15 protein-coding genes are annotated in these 16,644 nt (G+C 59.9%); 10 read left to right on the top strand and 5 right to left on the bottom strand.

Annotated elements, in window-relative coordinates; genetic code table 11:
* Window positions 1-11 precede the first annotated feature (11 nt).
* The 7 genes from IC37_RS15985 (at window position 12) to IC37_RS15955 (ending at window position 7,191) form a co-directional block, all read left to right on the top strand.
* Window positions 12-1,577 (top strand): MBOAT family protein, encoded by a 1,566-nt coding sequence (locus IC37_RS15985; protein WP_030128677.1) that lies wholly within the window; start codon window positions 12-14, stop codon window positions 1,575-1,577.
* 11 nt (window positions 1,578-1,588) lie between these two features.
* Entirely contained in the window at window positions 1,589-2,764 is a 1,176-nt protein-coding gene (locus IC37_RS15980; protein ID WP_030128676.1) for an alginate O-acetyltransferase, read from the top strand.
* A 14-nt stretch (window positions 2,765-2,778) separates the two neighbouring features.
* Window positions 2,779-3,444 (top strand): alginate O-acetyltransferase AlgF, encoded by a 666-nt coding sequence (locus IC37_RS15975; RefSeq protein WP_030128675.1) that lies wholly within the window; start codon window positions 2,779-2,781, stop codon window positions 3,442-3,444.
* 213 nt (window positions 3,445-3,657) lie between these two features.
* Window positions 3,658-5,109, top strand: coding sequence for a mannose-1-phosphate guanylyltransferase/mannose-6-phosphate isomerase (locus IC37_RS15970; RefSeq protein ID WP_030128674.1), 1,452 nt, complete (start codon window positions 3,658-3,660; stop codon window positions 5,107-5,109).
* A gap of 281 nt (window positions 5,110-5,390) precedes the next feature.
* Window positions 5,391-5,855: a hypothetical protein gene (locus tag IC37_RS15965; protein WP_030128673.1), complete on the top strand. Its 465-nt coding sequence runs from the start codon at window positions 5,391-5,393 to the stop codon at window positions 5,853-5,855.
* Between the two features lie 30 nt (window positions 5,856-5,885).
* On the top strand, window positions 5,886-6,710 hold the full coding sequence (locus IC37_RS15960) for an SDR family oxidoreductase (RefSeq protein ID WP_030128672.1): 825 nt from the start codon (window positions 5,886-5,888) through the stop codon (window positions 6,708-6,710).
* An 82-nt stretch (window positions 6,711-6,792) separates the two neighbouring features.
* Window positions 6,793-7,191, top strand: coding sequence for a hypothetical protein (locus IC37_RS15955; RefSeq protein ID WP_030128671.1), 399 nt, complete (start codon window positions 6,793-6,795; stop codon window positions 7,189-7,191).
* A gap of 150 nt (window positions 7,192-7,341) precedes the next feature.
* Here IC37_RS15955 and IC37_RS15950 read toward each other — a convergent pair whose 3' ends face one another.
* From IC37_RS15950 to IC37_RS15930, 4 genes are all read right to left on the bottom strand, one after another.
* The gene (locus IC37_RS15950) at window positions 7,342-8,205 is read right to left on the bottom strand and encodes an HlyD family secretion protein (RefSeq protein ID WP_030128670.1); all 864 of its coding nucleotides are present in this window, start codon (window positions 8,203-8,205) and stop codon (window positions 7,342-7,344) included.
* A gap of 25 nt (window positions 8,206-8,230) precedes the next feature.
* Window positions 8,231-8,431, bottom strand: a complete 201-nt coding sequence (locus IC37_RS15945; protein WP_007896379.1) for a DUF1656 domain-containing protein — start codon at window positions 8,429-8,431, stop codon at window positions 8,231-8,233.
* Complete coding sequence (locus tag IC37_RS15940; RefSeq protein ID WP_030128669.1) at window positions 8,421-10,613, bottom strand: FUSC family protein; 2,193 nt, start codon at window positions 10,611-10,613, stop codon at window positions 8,421-8,423. The genes IC37_RS15945 and IC37_RS15940 overlap by 11 nt, the downstream gene beginning before the upstream one ends.
* A 147-nt stretch (window positions 10,614-10,760) precedes the next feature.
* A complete protein-coding gene (locus IC37_RS15930; RefSeq protein ID WP_030128668.1) occupies window positions 10,761-12,272 on the bottom strand; it encodes an efflux transporter outer membrane subunit in 1,512 nt (503 codons plus the stop codon).
* A 285-nt stretch (window positions 12,273-12,557) separates the two neighbouring features.
* Here IC37_RS15930 and IC37_RS15925 point away from each other — a divergent pair, with 285 nt between their 5' ends.
* From IC37_RS15925 to IC37_RS15915, 3 genes are all read left to right on the top strand, one after another.
* A complete protein-coding gene (locus tag IC37_RS15925) occupies window positions 12,558-13,526 on the top strand; it encodes a LysR family transcriptional regulator (protein WP_030128667.1) in 969 nt (322 codons plus the stop codon).
* A gap of 334 nt (window positions 13,527-13,860) precedes the next feature.
* A complete protein-coding gene (locus IC37_RS15920) occupies window positions 13,861-14,238 on the top strand; it encodes a DUF6124 family protein (protein ID WP_030128666.1) in 378 nt (125 codons plus the stop codon).
* Window positions 14,239-14,424: 186 nt separating this feature from the next.
* A complete protein-coding gene (locus tag IC37_RS15915) occupies window positions 14,425-15,399 on the top strand; it encodes a D-glycerate dehydrogenase (RefSeq protein WP_030128665.1) in 975 nt (324 codons plus the stop codon).
* Between the two features lie 55 nt (window positions 15,400-15,454).
* Here IC37_RS15915 and IC37_RS15910 read toward each other — a convergent pair whose 3' ends face one another.
* The gene (locus IC37_RS15910; protein WP_030128664.1) at window positions 15,455-16,357 is read right to left on the bottom strand and encodes a DMT family transporter; all 903 of its coding nucleotides are present in this window, start codon (window positions 16,355-16,357) and stop codon (window positions 15,455-15,457) included.
* Window positions 16,358-16,644 lie beyond the last annotated feature (287 nt).

The following is a 16,644-nucleotide window of genomic DNA, read 5'->3' as shown; positions in this document are numbered from 1 at the left end:
GAGAGATCGGGATGGTATTTTCATCCAACGTGTTCCTGTTTCTGTTCTTGCCGATCTTTCTCGGCATGTACTACTTGAGCGGAATACGCTATCGCAACTTGCTGCTGCTGATCGCCAGCTACGTGTTCTACGCCTGGTGGCGTGTGGACTTCCTTGCGCTGTTCGCAGCCGTCACGCTGTGGAACTACTGGATCGGCCTGAAAGTCGGTGCGGCAGGCGTTCGGACCAAACCGGCCCAGCGCTGGCTACTCCTGGGCGTCGGGGTGGATCTGTGCATCCTCGGCTACTTCAAGTACGCCAACTTCGGCGTGGACAGCATCAACGCGATGATGACCTCGGTCGGTCTGTCGCCGTTCATCCTGACCCACGTGCTGTTGCCGATCGGGATCTCGTTCTACATCTTCGAGTCCATCAGCTACATCATCGACGTCTACCGTGGTGATACCCCGGCGACCCGCAACCTGATCGACTTTGCTGCATTCGTGGCGATCTTCCCGCACTTGATCGCGGGCCCCGTGTTGCGTTTCCGTGACCTGGCCGACCAGTTCAACAACCGCACCCATACCCTCGACAAGTTCTCCGAAGGTGCCACACGGTTCATGCAGGGCTTCATCAAGAAGGTCTTCATCGCCGACACCCTGGCGGTGGTGGCCGACCATTGCTTCGCCTTGCAGAACCCGACCACGGGCGATGCCTGGCTCGGCGCCCTGGCCTACACCGCGCAACTGTACTTCGACTTCTCCGGCTACAGCGACATGGCGATTGGTCTGGGTTTGATGATGGGTTTCCGCTTCATGGAAAACTTCAAACAGCCGTACATCAGCCAGTCGATCACCGAGTTCTGGCGTCGCTGGCACATCAGCCTGTCGACCTGGTTGCGTGACTATCTGTACATCACCCTCGGCGGTAACCGTAAGGGCACGCTGATGACCTATCGCAACCTGTTCCTGACCATGCTGCTCGGTGGTCTGTGGCACGGCGCGAACATCACTTACATCATCTGGGGTGCCTGGCATGGCATGTGGCTGGCGATCGAAAAAGCCCTCGGCCTGAACACTTCGCCGCGCAGCATCAACCCGATCCGTTGGGCGCTGACCTTCCTGCTTGTGGTCATGGGCTGGGTGATCTTCCGCGCAGAAAACCTGCACGTCGCCGGTCGCATGTACGGTGCGATGTTCAGCTTCGGCGAATGGTCGTTGTCGGAACTCAACCAGGCCAGCCTCACCGGTCTGCAAGTGGCGACTCTGGTGGTGGCTTACGCAACCCTGGCGTTCTTCGGCATCCGTGATTTCTACAGCAACCTGCCGCCTGAGAAGACCAAACCTGCTGCCAACGTCGAGGCCGATGGCCCTGCCGCGGCTACGCCTGGAATGATCAAAGCCGTTCCGGGTGACAACCCGGCCAGCATCCACGAACCGGGTTACACCGTCGGTGTTGAAGCGACTGTGCAACCGGCCTACTGGACCGCTGACTGGGCCCGTTACGTGATGCGCGCTCTGGTACTGCTGCTGTTCATCGCCTCGATTCTCAAACTCTCGGCGCAAAGCTTCTCGCCGTTCCTTTACTTCCAGTTCTGAGGGATCTGACTATGACCCGCTCATTACGCATCTTCTACATCGCCCTGTTCCTGGTGACCTTGCTGGTCCTTGGCGTGTGGTCGGTACGCAGCTTCTTCGGCTTCAGTACCAATGCCGATGCAACCGTGCTCAACGGTCGCTGGAGCAAAGCCGTCGAAACGCACTACGACGACGAGTTCCCGATCAAGCGCCTGGGCACCAACCTTTGGGCCGCGCTGGATTTCAAACTGTTCAACGAAGGTCGTCCGGGCGTAGTGCTCGGTCGCGATCAGTGGCTCTACAGCGATGAAGAGTTCCACCCGATCGTCAACGAAGAGTTGAACCTGCAGGGCAACTACGCGCTGGTCGAAGGCGTGCGCCAGGAACTGAAAGAGAAAGGCGTGCAACTGGTGATGGCGATTGTCCCGGCCAAGACGCGTCTGTACCCGGAACATCTGGGTGAAGTGAAGCCGGCGAGTATCCACGCCAATCTGTACAAGGACTTCCACGCTCGTGTGGCGGCTAACAAGATCCTCGCCCCTGACCTGCTCGGCCCGCTGCAAAAGGGCAAGCAAGACGGTCAGCAAGTGTTCCTGCGCACCGACACCCACTGGACCCCGGAAGGCGCGCAAATCGCTGCCCAGACCCTGGCCAAAACCATTGCCGACAAGGCTCCGCTCAGCGGCGAACCGCAAAACTTCATCACCGAACCTGCGGAGAAGGTGACGCACAAGGGTGACCTGCGGTTGTTCCTGCCGCTCGATCCGCTGTTCGAAAACCTGATGCCGGCCCAAGAGCCTTTGCAGAAGCGCAACACCGTGGCTGCGCAAGATCAGCCTGCCGGTGACGACGCCCTGTTCGCCAACACTGAAGTGCCGGTGGCCCTGATCGGCACCAGTTACAGCGCCAACCCGAACTGGAACTTCATCGGTGCGCTGAAAGAGGCACTGCACAGCGACGTGGTCAGCTACGCCGAAGACGGCCACGGCCCGATTCTGCCGATGCTCAGCTACCTGAAAAGCGATGCTTTCAAGAACAGCCCGCCACAAGTGCTGATCTGGGAGTTCCCTGAACGATATCTGCCTGTGAACAACGAAATCGGTGACGCCGACCCGCAGTGGGTCGCAGAGCTTAAACAAGCCGGCGCACGCCAACAAAACGTAGCTGCAAACACTAAATCCGAGACGCCCGACCGGGCGCAAAACTGAAAGAGAGGTACACCATGACTTTCACTACTACTCCTCGCCGTCTCGCCGCTCGCTCCATCAAGGCAGTTGCCCTCGTCGCCGGCATGAGCGTCCTGTCCGTGCAGGCTTTCGCCGGTGACGGCGCGCTCTACGGCCCGACCGCACCAAAAGGCTCCAGTTTCGTGCGGGTCTTCAACGCCGGTAACGCTGAAGTCAGCGCCACTGTTGGCACCACCAACCTGAGCGAAGTCGCGCCGCTGTCCAGCACCGACTTCAGCTTCATGCCGGGCGGCGACTACAGCGCCAAGGTCGGCAGCCAGACCCTGCCGGTGAAACTGGCCGGCGACCACTATTACACCCTGGTCAACAACGCCAGCGGCGCGCCGCAACTGATCGAAGAGCCACCGTTCAAGAACAAGCAGAAATCCCTGGTTCGCGTACAGAACCTCAGCGACAAGGCCCTGACCCTGAAAACCGCCGACGGCAAGACCGAAGTGGTCCCGTCCGTGGCGGCCAAGGGCCGTGGCGAGCGTGAAATCAACCCGGTGAAAGTCAGCCTGGCGCTGTACGACGGCGCCACCAAAGTCGGTGACGTGAAGCCGGTTGCCCTGGAACGTGGTGAAGCCGCGGTGCTGTACGTCACCGGCAACGGCAGCAGCCTGTCGCCAGTGTGGGTTAAACGCCCGGTTTCGACGCGCTAACACATTTGCCGGATTGACCCATATCCCTGTGGGAGCCGGGCTTGCTCGCGAAAGCGGTCTGACATTCAGCATCGATGTCGACTGATACACCGCCTTCGCGAGCAAGCCCGCTCCCACATTGGACCGAGGCGTCAATTTGGACACGGAACAAGAACAAGAGTGAAACGACAGAACGCAGTAGCTCTAACCAATCGATTTTGAAGGAGTAACAACATGATTCCGGTGATCTTGTCAGGTGGTAGCGGCTCACGTCTTTGGCCGCTTTCGCGTAAGCAATTCCCCAAGCAATTCCTCGCACTGACCGGCGAACAAACGCTGTTCCAGCAAACCCTGGAACGCCTGGTGTTCGAAGGCATGGACACCCCGATCGTGGTGTGTAACAAGGAACACCGTTTCATCGTCAACGAGCAGTTGAGCGCCCGCAACCTGGACGTGCAGCGCGTACTGATGGAACCCTTCGGCCGCAACACCTCGCCAGCAGTGGCCCTGACCGCGATGATGCTGGTCAATGAAGGTCGCGACGAGTTGATGCTGGTGCTGCCGGCCGACCACGTGCTGGAAGACCAGAAAGCCCTGCAACGCGCCCTGGCACTGGCCACTGTGGCAGCCGAGCGTGGCGAAATGGTGCTGTTCGGCGTGCCGGCGACCAAACCGGAAACCGGTTACGGCTACATCAAATCCACCAACGACGCCCTGCTGCCGGAAGGCGTCAGCCGTGTCTCGCACTTCGTCGAAAAACCTGACGTGAAACGCGCCACCGAATTCGTCCAGTCCGGTGGTTACTTCTGGAACAGCGGCATGTTCCTGTTCCGCGCCAGCCGTTTCCTCGAAGAGCTGAAAAAGCATGATCCGGACATCTACGACACCTGCATGCTGACGCTGGAACGTAGCGCACAGGATGCCGACACCGTCGACATCGATGCCGCCACCTTCGCCTGCTGCCCGGACAATTCCATCGACTACTCGGTGATGGAAAAAACCCAGCGCGCCTGCGTGGTGCCGCTGACCGCAGGCTGGAGCGATGTCGGTTGCTGGTCGTCGTTGTGGGAAGTCAACGAAAAAGACGCCAACGGTAACGTCACCAAAGGCGACGTGGTCATCCAGGACAGCAAAAACTGCATGATCCACGGCAACGGCAAACTGGTGTCGGTGATCGGCCTGGAAAACATCGTGGTCGTCGAAACCAAGGACGCCATGATGATCGCCCACAAGGACAAGGTCCAAGGCGTGAAACAGATGGTCAACACCCTCAACGAGCTGGGCCGCAGCGAAACCCAGAACCACTGCGAAGTCTATCGTCCGTGGGGCTCCTACGACTCGGTGGATATGGGCGGCCGCTTCCAGGTCAAGCGCATCTCGGTCAAACCGGGCGCGTGCCTGTCGCTGCAGATGCACCACCACCGCGCCGAACACTGGATCGTGGTCAGCGGCACCGCTGAAGTAACCTGCGACGAAAACGTGTTCCTGCTGACTGAAAACCAGTCGACCTACATCCCGATCGCTTCGGTCCACCGCTTGCGCAATCCGGGCAAGATCTCGCTGGAAATCATCGAAGTGCAATCGGGCAGCTACCTGGGTGAAGACGATATCGAGCGGTTTGAAGATATCTACGGTCGCTCCACCCCGATCGAGCGTGGCGTGTCGGTGAAAACCATCGCGCAGTGATTTGACCGGTAAAAAATAAATAGCCCTCGTCCAGCCCGCTGCGTCCCTATCCGCAGTGGGTTGGGCGGGGGCTTTTTTTTAGGTTTTGCAGCGATTCAGAGGGCCCCTTCGCGAGCAAGCCCGCTCCCACATTTAATCGCATTCCCATAAGACAACTTGGTCGAATGTGGGAGCGGGCTTGCTCGCGAAGGGGGCATAACGTCCAACGCAGGAATCATGCCCATCGCCAATCCCACCTACGCTTAGGTAGGATGCTCTTTCCCTTCCCGAGGTTTCGCGTCATGTTCATCGGCGTCCTGCTGGTCATCACCTGGCTGATCCTGCTGCTGCGCTACCCGTCCAAGGCCGTGCCGGTGTCCATGGCAGCCGCCTTCGGATTGGGTCTGGTGGCGGTGTGGGTATTCTGGCTGGACACCCGCGAGGTCAAGCAACTGGCGCGCCTTGAGCTGCGCATCACCTACGCGCCCGAACACTGCCCGGCAGATCGCCCCTTGAAGCTGACGATGAACAACGGCAACGATGTGCCGCTGACCGAACTGCGTTGGCGAATCGCCGCTTATGCACCGGGCGATACGGTCAATCTGGCTGACAATCAATATGCCGCACCGCGCTATCGCGGCCCCGGCGAATTGCAGGCCGGCGGCAATTGGGAAGACTGCTTGCCTATGCCGCCCCTGCGCCCCGGTTATCGCCCGCAAACCCTGGAATTTCGCGCCGAGCGTTTGCAGGGTAGTTTCTCCGACTGATCCCTTTTCTTTTGCACAAGGACCGCGCCCATGCCCATTGCGTTGATTACCGGTTGCTCCAGCGGCATTGGCCGCGCCCTCGCCGACGCTTTCAAAAGTGCCGGTTACGAAGTCTGGGCCAGCGCCCGCAAGGCTGAAGACGTAGCCGCTCTAACCGCCGCCGGGTTCACCGCCGTGCAACTGGACGTGAACGATGGTCCGGCCCTCGAACAACTGAGTGAGCGGATCAATCAGCAGTGCGGCGGCCTTGATGTGCTGATCAACAATGCCGGTTATGGCGCTATGGGCCCCCTGCTCGACGGCGGTGTGCCGGCCATGCAGCGGCAATTCGAAACCAACGTGTTTGCCATCGTCGGCGTGACTCGCGCGATGTTCCCGGTGCTGCGTCGCGCCAGGGGCCTGGTGGTGAACATCGGCAGCGTTTCCGGGGTTCTAGTCACGCCGTTTGCCGGTGCTTACTGTGCTTCGAAAGCTGCGGTGCATGCCTTGAGCGATGCGTTGCGCATGGAACTGGCACCCTTCGGTGTGCGGGTAATGGAAGTTCAGCCAGGGGCTATCGCGTCCAGCTTCGCGAAAAATGCCGGCAACGAAGCTGAGCAACTGATCACCGAACAATCTCCGTGGTGGCCGCTACGTGAAGGTATTCGTGCGCGGGCCAAGGCGTCTCAGGACAAGCCGACGCCGGCCAGTGAATTTGCCGCCGGTTTATTGAAGGCCGTGCAGCAGAATAAACCGCCGCGTCTGGTGCGTTTGGGTAACGGCAGCCGGGCGTTGCCGTTGATGGCGGGGTTGTTGCCCAAGGGGTTGCTGGAGTCGGGGTTGATGAAGCGGTTCGGGTTGCGCGGGCAACTTTGAGACCGAGTTGCCCGCGAAGGGCACAGCACAATCATCGAAAATTCCGAAACTTTTCTGAAATCCATAAGTGACCGAACGTCCCATGACCGACTACACCGAATACTTTGACGAAGTGATCCAGGCCCACATAGCCATCGAGCAATGGCTGGCCGAGGAACGAGACGAGTCCGAGCTTGAGCTATTGCTGACGCGTTTTTCGCCGCAGTTTTCCATGATCTCGCCGTTGGGCCGGGTGCTGGATTTTGAGGCGTTGAATGAATTGTTTCTGCTGGCGGGCGGGAAGAAGCTCGGGTTCAGGATTGAGCTCAGCGAATTGCGAGGTGTCGCGCTGTATGACGGCGGCGCAGTGGTGAGTTACCGCGAGCAGCAGACCGATGCGACGGGGCTTCATTCCGATCGGCGATCCTCGGTGGTGTTTGAGAAACAGGCCGATGGCAAGGTGATTTGGCGGCATTTGCATGAGACGTTTTGCAAGGAGTGAACTGTCGCCATCTGCCTGAGGGACCGAGTCGCTCCATTCGCGAGCAAGCCCGCTCCCACACTTGATCTTCAGTGAACACAAAATATGTGCACAAAGTAGATCAAGTGTGGGAGCGGGCTTGCTCGCGAAGCAGGCGACTCGGTCTGTCAGTTACTCCTCAACCACCTGCTTCACCACAACGGTGCAAGTAATCCCCGCCGCCAACAGCACGCCCTCCGGCACTTGATCAATGTGAATCCGCACCGGCACCCGCTGCGCCAGACGCACCCAGTTGAACGTCGGATTCACATCGGCAATCAACTCGCGGCTTTCCGGGTTGTCGCGATCGTAGATACCCCGAGAAATACTTTCCACATGCCCCTTGAGCACTTCACCGCTCATCAGTTGCATATCGGCTTTATCGCCCACGCGCACATGCGGCAATTTGGTTTCTTCGAAGAAGCCATACACCCAGAACGAGTTCATATCGACCACCGCCATTTTCGCCTCACCAATGCGTGCGTAATCACCACGATGGACGTTGAGGTTGGTCACATAGCCGTCCACCGCCGCGCGCACTTCAGTGCGTTTTAGATTCAACTCCGCCGCTTCCAGTTGCGCTTGTGCGTGCTGGTAATCGGCCAGGGCAGAGTCGGCGATGTTGCTGGCGTCGTCGCGGTTTTCCCTGGAGATCACCAGGTTGTCGAGGTCGGCGCGGCGATGGGCGTTGACCTTGCGCATCTCCCAGGTCGCTTTGCGCGAGGCCACCAGTGACTGCGCCTGTTTCACCGCGATGCGGTAATGCTCGGGGTCGATGCGCATCAGCAAATCGCCCTTCTTCACTAGCTGGTTGTCGCGCACCGGCACGTCCACCACTTCACCGGTAACGTCGGCGGCGACATTGATGATGTCGGCGCGCACCCGGCCGTCGCGGGTCCAGGGCGTGTCCATGTAATGCACCCACAGGGTCCGGCCGATCCACAGCGCAAGGGCCAACACCAGCAGGGTCGCGAGCAGGCTGAAAAGCTTTTTCATCAGGGCCTTCTTCAGAAATAGAGAGTCAACGGTAAACAGTCAGCGCCAGGGCGCCGAACAGACAGGTAAACAGGCTCAGGCGCAGCAGCGCCGGGTGCCAGAAAAAGCGGTACAGATCGAACCCGGACAGGAATCGATCCAGCGCCCAGGCCAGCGCCGCCGCAATGAAAAACATCAGGGTCATGGTCGGCATGTACACGCCGTGGAAGGCGATTTCACGTGGCATGTTCAAGTCCTTGGGTCTTGCCGATGGCGTAGGAGGCCAATGGCGATTGCGGGTCGAGCAGCGAGGTGCGGATGAAGTGCAAGTAGCTCTTCACCCGACGCAAGGCAGAGGTATCGAAGTGCGGTGCGAACGGTTCGTCGGTGGCCTGCACGCAGCTGATCGCATGATCGACCGCGACCAGAGCACGCTCCAGATTGCTCTGGCTCGGTTGCAGAAACAGTCGCACCAGCGAACGCCCCATCATCCGGATTGACTGGCGCCACGGTTGTGATTCGGCGTACGCCGGATGCACCGGCAGAATCGCCTGTTCCTTGCGCAACTCGATGATCGCGTGGCCGACTTCCAACACCACGAACATCCAGCGCAGCAAGTCCCGTTGCACCTGTGGCTGTCCCGCTGCGAGGCCGTAGGCCTGATGCAAAAGATCGCGAGTGCGGCTTTCGAAACTCGATGCCAAACCTTTGAGTTTGCCGCTGATGGCGTACACCACTTGTCCGCGCAAATCCTGCTCCAACCGTCGCCATAACCAGCGGCTGTTGGGCGGCAAAATGATCGCCCCGGCCGCCGCGCACACCAGCATGCCCATGATCATGGCGATGTAGTCGTTGATGAAGGCGTAAGGGTTGTAAACCGTGAGGTTGTCCGGCACCGAACCGGTGCTGAAGAAGATCAGCAATCCCAAGCCAACCCCGGCGTATTGCGGCCGTGAAGTCAGGAACGCACCGAACACGATTACCGGCGCGAGCATCACGCAGAGCAACGGAAATCCGTCGATCCAGGGGAAGATGAAAAACATCTCGACGAAGCCGATCAACGCCCCGAGCAACGTCCCGCAGGCCATCTGAAACGCCATGCGCTTGGGGTTCGGAGTCGCCGCTGAAAGGCCGACCGTGGCGGCAGCGATCAGGGTCATGGTCGCCCCGCTCGGCCACGCGGTGGCCACCCAATAACTGCCGAGCACCACGAGGATGAATGCTGCGCGAATACCCGACGCCGCCGAGGCCAGCCAGTTGGTTTGCGGGGTGAAGGGCTCGTCCCAACGTTCCCGTTCGTGGCGGTGATCGGCCAGGGACGCGTGGGTCTGTGCATAACTGTGCAGGTCGTCGACGAAGCGATAAAGCAGCTCGTAGGCGGTGTGAAAATCCAGCTGCTCGGCGTCGCTCGGAGCACTCTCCTGAAAGGTCGCCCGCAGGCTGCGGACACGCGCCGGCAAGTTTTCCTTATAGGTTGCCAAAGCGGTGGCCAGGCGTGCAGCGTCGGGGCTGGTCAAGGCGCGACCGCTGAAGCCGTCGAGCACTTCGGCCAGAGCCTGTAACCCCGGTTTGATCGCCGCGACAACATGATCAGTGCCGCTGCTGCGCAGGCGTTCGAGCAACTGATGCAGGGCATTGAAGCGCGTGGTGATGCCCATGAATTCGCTGTTCAAACGGCTGAGCCGGCCGTTGCGCCGACGCATGTGCGGGTCTTCGAACACCGTGACGCTGCGCAGCCCTTCCAGGCCCACCGCCTCGGCGATAAACCGCACGTTGTTCGCTTCAAACGCCTCGCGCTGACTGCGACCGCGCAAGCCATCGGTGGCGAACAAGGCAAACACGCCGAAGCGCTGATACAAGGCATTGCGCATCGCGGCGCTGGCGGTTTGCGGCAGGATCGCGGCGCTGACCAGCGTCGAGCAGAGAATCCCCAGGGAGATTTCCAATACGCGCCAGACCGCCGCCATGAACGCGCCGTCGGGGTGGGCCAGGGCAGGCAGTCCGACCATCGCCGCCGTATAACCGGCGAGCACAAATCCGTAAGCGCGGAAGTTGCGATAACGCGCCGCACCGGCCGAGCAGAGGCCGACCCAGATCGCCAGCGAGCCGAGGAACAGTTCGGTGTTCTGCGCAAACAAGGCAATCAACACGACCATCACCGCCGACCCGGCCAACGTGCCGAGGAAGCGATAGAAACTCTTGGCGAACACTTGGCCGCTTTGCGGTTGCATGACGATGAACACGGTGATCATCGCAGTGCGCGGTTGCGGCAACTCAAGGCGCATGGCCAGCCACAGGGTCAGGAACGCGGCGAACAGCACCTTGAAAATGTACACCCAGGTCACGCCGTCGCTGCGTGCCCAGTCGAAGAAACCCCGGCGCCATTCAAGGGAATACAGCCAGCGCAAAGGTGCGGGCAAGGGAGTCATGGAATTTTGCTCAATGGTCTTGGGTTGTGCGGCGAGAACTCGGCCCCTGTGGGAGCGGGCTTGCTCGCGAAGACGGAGTGTCAGTCAACGCGGATTTCGCCTGACACACCGCTTTCGCGAGCAAGCCCGCTCCCACAGGTTGCGTGTTCAATTCGAGAGATTCTTAAGAAGGGCCGGGGTTTTCGGTACAGAGATCTGATTGTCCTTCGGCACATCATTGCCCGCACCAAGTCCACCGCCAAGCGCCGTCACCAACTCGGCATGAGCACTCAAGCGTGCGGCCTGAACCTGCTGCTGCACTTGTTGCTGCTTGAACAACAACGTCTGCGCATTGAGCACGTTGAGGTAATCGGTGAGCCCACGCTGATACGCGATCATCGCGATGTCGTAGGTCTTCTGCGCCGTGGCCACCGACTCGGCGGCGAAGGCTTGTTGCTTGTCCATCGACTCGCGGCGAATCAGCTGGTCGGAGATGTTCTTCAGTGCATTGACCAGCGTCTGGTTGTATCTGGCCACCGCGATGTCATAACCGGCCGAGGCTTCGCCCAGCTCCGCACGCAAGCGGCCGCCGTCGAAGATTGGCAACGAAATCGCCGGGCCCACGCTGTAGTTGAGCTTCTTGCCGGTGAGGAACTCCAGCGCACCGCCGCCGGTGGCCATGTAGCCGAGGCTGCCGACCAGATCGACGTTGGGGTAGAAACCGGCTTGGGCGACATCGATGCCTCGCGCCTGCGCCGCCACTTGCCAGCGACTGGCGACCACGTCCGGGCGTTGACCAAGCAATTGCGCGGGCAAAGACGACGGCAACTTCAGCGCCGCGCCCAACGACAGCGTCGGCCGTTGCAACTGCGCGCCCTCCCCCGGTCCCTTACCGGCCAGCGCGGCGAGTTGGTTGCGGCTTAGAGCAATTTCTTCGTCCAGCGCATCGATTTTCCGATGGGTTTCCGGCAATGGTGTTTCGGCTTGGCTGACTTCGAAATGCGTGCCGATGCCACCATCCAGACGCTTCTGTGCCAGGTCGAGAATTTGCTGTTGCTGCTTCAAGGTCGCCGCGACGATGTCCCGTTGCGCGTAATGCAACGAGAGTTCGATGTAGGCGCGGACGATGTTGTTCTGCAATTCGAGCTGGGCCTGCCGTGCTTCGGCGGCGCTCATGTGGGCCATGTCCACCGCGCGTTCGGTGGCGTTGCTTTCGCGCCCCCAAAGGTCGAGGGCATAGCTGAAGCCCAGTGCGGCGTTGTTGTCCCAGGTGGTGGTGTTGGCCAACTCGCCGGGGCCGTAGAACTGATCGGTGGGCCAGTTGTGGCGCTTGAGGGTCGATTGGCCATTGATCTGCAACGACTCGGCGGACTCGGCAATGCCGGCCATGGACCGCGCCTGACGCACTCGCGCGGCGGCCATGGCGATGTTCGGGCTGCCTTGCAGGGCGAGGTCGATCCAGCGGCTCAGTTGCGGGTCGCCGTAGGCTTGCCACCATTGGGCCGTGGGCCAGTGAGCATCCTGCGCGGCGCTCTGAATGGCGTCGTCGGTGGCCAATGAATTGGCCTCCAGTGCCTTGCCTTGTGGGGCAATTCCTGCGGTGCCGATGCAGCCGCTGATTGCCAGGGTTAAAGCCAAAACACTTACCGTCTTGAGCGCTCTGTTGATGCGACGCGGCACTGCTGCAAATTCCTGAAATAGGGGGAGATCCTGTAGGAGCGAGGCTTGCCCGCGAAGGCGTCTTGTCAAGCGACAGCCATGGTGCCTGCGAGGACGGCCTTCGCGGGCAAGCCTCGCTTCTACAGGGATGGGCGTGATTCTAGGGGGCGGCCCGAATGGCGATAAGCCGGGATTCCTGTGAATCTTTGTTACCGTTAACGCGATAATCCCGTGGTCCATCTTTAGTCGTCTGTAAAAAAGCAGAAACTTCGTGTCACAATTTGCCATTCGCCAAGAGAGCACCCCATGGACACTTTGCAAAACATGCGCGCCTTCAGTTACGTGGCCGAGGCCGGCAGCTTCACCGCCGCCGCCGTGCAACTCGACACCACCACGGCCAACGTCTCGCGCGCGGTCTCCAACCTGGAGGCCCACCTGCAAACCCGCCTGCTCAACCGCACCACCCGCCGCATCGCCCTGACCGAGGCCGGTAAGCGTTATCTATTGCGTTGCGAGCAGATCCTGGCCTACGTCGAAGAAGCTGAAGCCGAGGCCAGCGACGCCCACGCGCGCCCGGCCGGGCAACTCAAGGTGCACACCATGACCGGCATCGGTCAGCACTTCGTGATCGACGCCATCGCCCGCTACCGCAAAACCCACCCGGACGTGACCTTCGACCTGACCATGGCCAACCGCGTGCCGGATCTGCTCGACGAGGGCTACGACGTGTCCATCGTCCTCGCCAGCGAACTGCCGGACTCGGGCTTCGTCTCCCAACGCCTGGGCATCACCTACAGCATCGTTTGCGCATCGCCCGCCTATGTAAAAGCCAACGGTTGCGCACACAAGCCCAGCGATTTGCTCAACCACGCGTGCCTGCGCCTGGTAAGCCCGGTGATCCCGCTGGAGAAGTGGGCCTTCGACGGCCCCGATGGCCAGGAAATGGTCACCATTAATAGCTCACCGTTTTTGGTGAACTCCGCTGACGCGATGAAGACTGCGATCTCCAGTGGCATGGGGGTCGGCGTTTTACCGGTGTATGCGGCAATTGAAGGGCTGCGCAACGGCACGCTGGTACGGGTAATGCCGAATTACCGCTCGCAGGAACTGAATCTGTATGCGATCTACCCGTCGCGGCAGTATCTGGATGCGAAGATCAAGACGTGGGTCGAGTACTTACGTGGGTCGTTGCCGGAGATATTGGCGGCGCATCAGGCGGAATTGGCGGCGTATGAATTGAGTGGCAGTTTGGGTGGGGTTCGGGTGGCGAACTGATTTCACGGTCCTACAGACGCGGTGATTTTGGGGGATGTTTCCGACGAGTTCTGTCGGTTGTTGGGTCGGAAGGGAAATGGGTAGGCTTTGTGGGTCGCTGCCAAATCAGCGATCAGGTCTGGAAAACCTGGCAAACACTTACCACAGCTCATGGCATACTGCGGCGCTTTTTTCTGCACGCAATCCTTGTTATGGCGGCTGTGCGCGGGAGACCTTCGGGTCTGCCGGGTTTTGGTGGATGTTCCGGTTTTTCCAGTCCGCGCACGGCTGCCACCTTTCGTCTGGAAAACGAAAGATGGCAGTTCCACTTCATCTGCCAATGAGTAACTTTCGCATGATCAAAGAAACACCGAACCCTCCGGAAACCGACGACGTTTCCCCCTACGAATCCCCCAATTCCAAGAAACGCAACGACGCCGCTGAACGGGCGCTCAATCACTACCTCAACCCCTCCGCCCTCAAATCCCCCGTGGCCCGCAAGCCAAGCACGATGTTTATGGTTGCGCCGGATATCAAAGATGAAGACCTGTTGGCCCACACCTGTGAATCGTTGGCCCAGGCCAGTGTGATGGCCAGTGATTTTGCGGGCTACCTGGAAGGCCCACACCGACATACAGCGATGGCGATTCAGCAGATCGTCATGCTGGCCGAACTGGCGGTGAACCGGATGCTCGATAACGTCGGCGTACCAAAACCCGCGCCACACAGCTGATCCCCTGTGGGAGCGGGCTTGCTCGAGAAGGCGATTTCACATTCAACATTAATGTCGTCTGACACATCGCTTTCGCGAGCAAGCCCGCTCCCACAGTTAGACGGCGTACACCCGCAGGCACTCGCACCTAACCCGGGAAGAATGTTAGCGTGCTTGGCATTCTCCAAGCCCGACGAGCCGCCTCCAATGAAAAAAACCGTCCTCGCCTTCAGCCGTATCACCCCACCGATGATCGAACGTCTGCAACAAGACTTCGACGTGATCGTGCCGAACCCGAAAAACGGCGACATCAACGCCCAATTCAATGAAGCCCTGCCCCACGCCCACGGCCTGATCGGTGTCGGTCGTAAACTCGGTCGTGCGCAACTGGAAAATGCCGCCAAATTGGAAGTGGTCTCCAGCGTCTCCGTCGGCTACGACAACTACGACCTCGCCTACTTCAACGAACGCGGGATCATGCTCACCAACACCCCCGACGTCCTCACCGAAAGCACCGCCGACCTGGCCTTCGCCTTGCTCATGAGCAGCGCCCGCCGCGTCGCTGAGCTGGACGCATGGACCAAGGCTGGTCAATGGCAAGCCACCGTCGGCGCGCCGTTGTTCGGTAGCGATGTGCATGGCAAAACCTTAGGCATCGTCGGCATGGGTAACATCGGCGCGGCCATCGCCCGTCGCGGTCGGCTGGGCTTCAACATGCCGATTATCTACAGTGGCAACAGCCGCAAGACCGAACTGGAACAGGAGCTCGGTGCGCAGTTCCGCAGCCTCGACCAGTTGCTGGCCGAAGCCGATTTCGTCTGCCTGGTGGTGCCGCTCAGCGAAAAAACCAGACACCTGATCAGTCACCGTGAACTGGCACTGATGAAACCGAGCGCCATTCTGGTGAACATCGCCCGCGGCCCCGTAGTGGACGAACCGGCGCTGATCGAAGCGCTGCAAAACAACCGCATTCGCGGCGCCGGGCTGGACGTCTACGAGAAAGAACCACTGGCTGAATCACCGCTGTTCCAACTGAAAAACGCCGTGACCTTGCCGCATATCGGCTCCGCGACCCACGAAACCCGTGAAGCCATGGCTAACCGTGCCCTGGCCAACTTGCGCAGCGCCTTGTTGGGTGAACGACCGCAGGATCTGGTGAATCCACAAGTGTGGAAAGGCTGACTAAATAAGGGCAGGCGGTTCAAACGCCTGCCCGCTCACTACAGATTCGGGCACCTCACGCCAATTTGCCGTTTCCTTGCACCATCGACGCCTTGGGTTTACGGAACACCAGCACATTCCCCAACATCACCAACACCAGCCCCACCAGTGCCGGCGCCGTCCATTGATAGCCTTCGACAAACGCCGACACGTTCAGCGCCACCACAGGAAAGAGCACGGTGCAATACGCGGCCCGCTCCGGCCCCATGCGCCCGACCAGCGTCAGGTAGGCGGTGAAGCCGATCACCGAGCCGGGAATCACCAGGTACAGCAACGACCCGATGTAGCGGGCATTCCATTCCATGTCGAACGGTATGCCTTTAACCAGACACCACACCGTCAACATCGCCGCGCCGTAAGCCATGCCCCAGGCATTGGTGGTCAGGGGTTTCAGGCCGGCCTTCTGTTGCAGACTCGACAGCATGTTACCCGCCGAGAAGCACAAGGTGCCGAGCAACGCCAGACCCAACCCGAGCAAGGTTTCGGGGCTGGCGGTATGACCGGCCAGCTCTGGCCAGAACAACAAGCCCAATCCGAGCAAACCCAGTGCACCGCCCATCAATACATTGCGAGCGATTTTCTGACCGAAAAATACCCGTGCGTTGAAGGCATTCCACAGGGTGGCAGTGGAAAACACCACGGCGACCAAACCGCTGGGAATCCATTGGCTGGCAGTGAGGAAGCACATGAAATTTATGCAGAACAGGCACAGCCCTTGTGCCAGGCAAATCAGATGCCCGCGACGGTTCATCACTTGCAGGCGCCGGCTGAGCAGCAACATCACGAACAGCACCAATGCGGCAAGGCCGAAGCGATAAACGATCGACACAGGAATGGCCACCACGCCCAATTGCCATTTCAAGGCGATCCAGGTGGTGCCCCAGATCAGCACGGTCAGTAGATACAGCGAAAGGTTCATGGCGACAGCTCCGGGATGGGCAATGCTGTTCACTTTGTGGCGAGCGAGCTTGCTCGCGCTGGACTGCGTAGCGGCCCCAAGTCCTGGCAAATTTCGCCAGTTTTGTGAGCGCTGCGCACTCAAGCGGGAGCAAGCTCTTATAGAACAAAATTTATCTCATTGATTTTAAAGATAAATTTATTTGCCGATTTATCGGCATGTTCTCTGCGCGACAGCGCAGCCTCATCGCAGGCTGGGCGGACTCCCTCGCCACAGTGCATTGCCTGATTAGGGGGCCAGTGTGCTGC

The organism is Pseudomonas sp. QTF5 (assembly GCF_000512695.2).
In the GTDB taxonomy this organism is placed as follows: domain Bacteria; phylum Pseudomonadota; class Gammaproteobacteria; order Pseudomonadales; family Pseudomonadaceae; genus Aquipseudomonas.
Note: the sequence above shows the minus strand (reverse complement) of the source record. Positions and strands in the feature narration are given on the sequence as shown.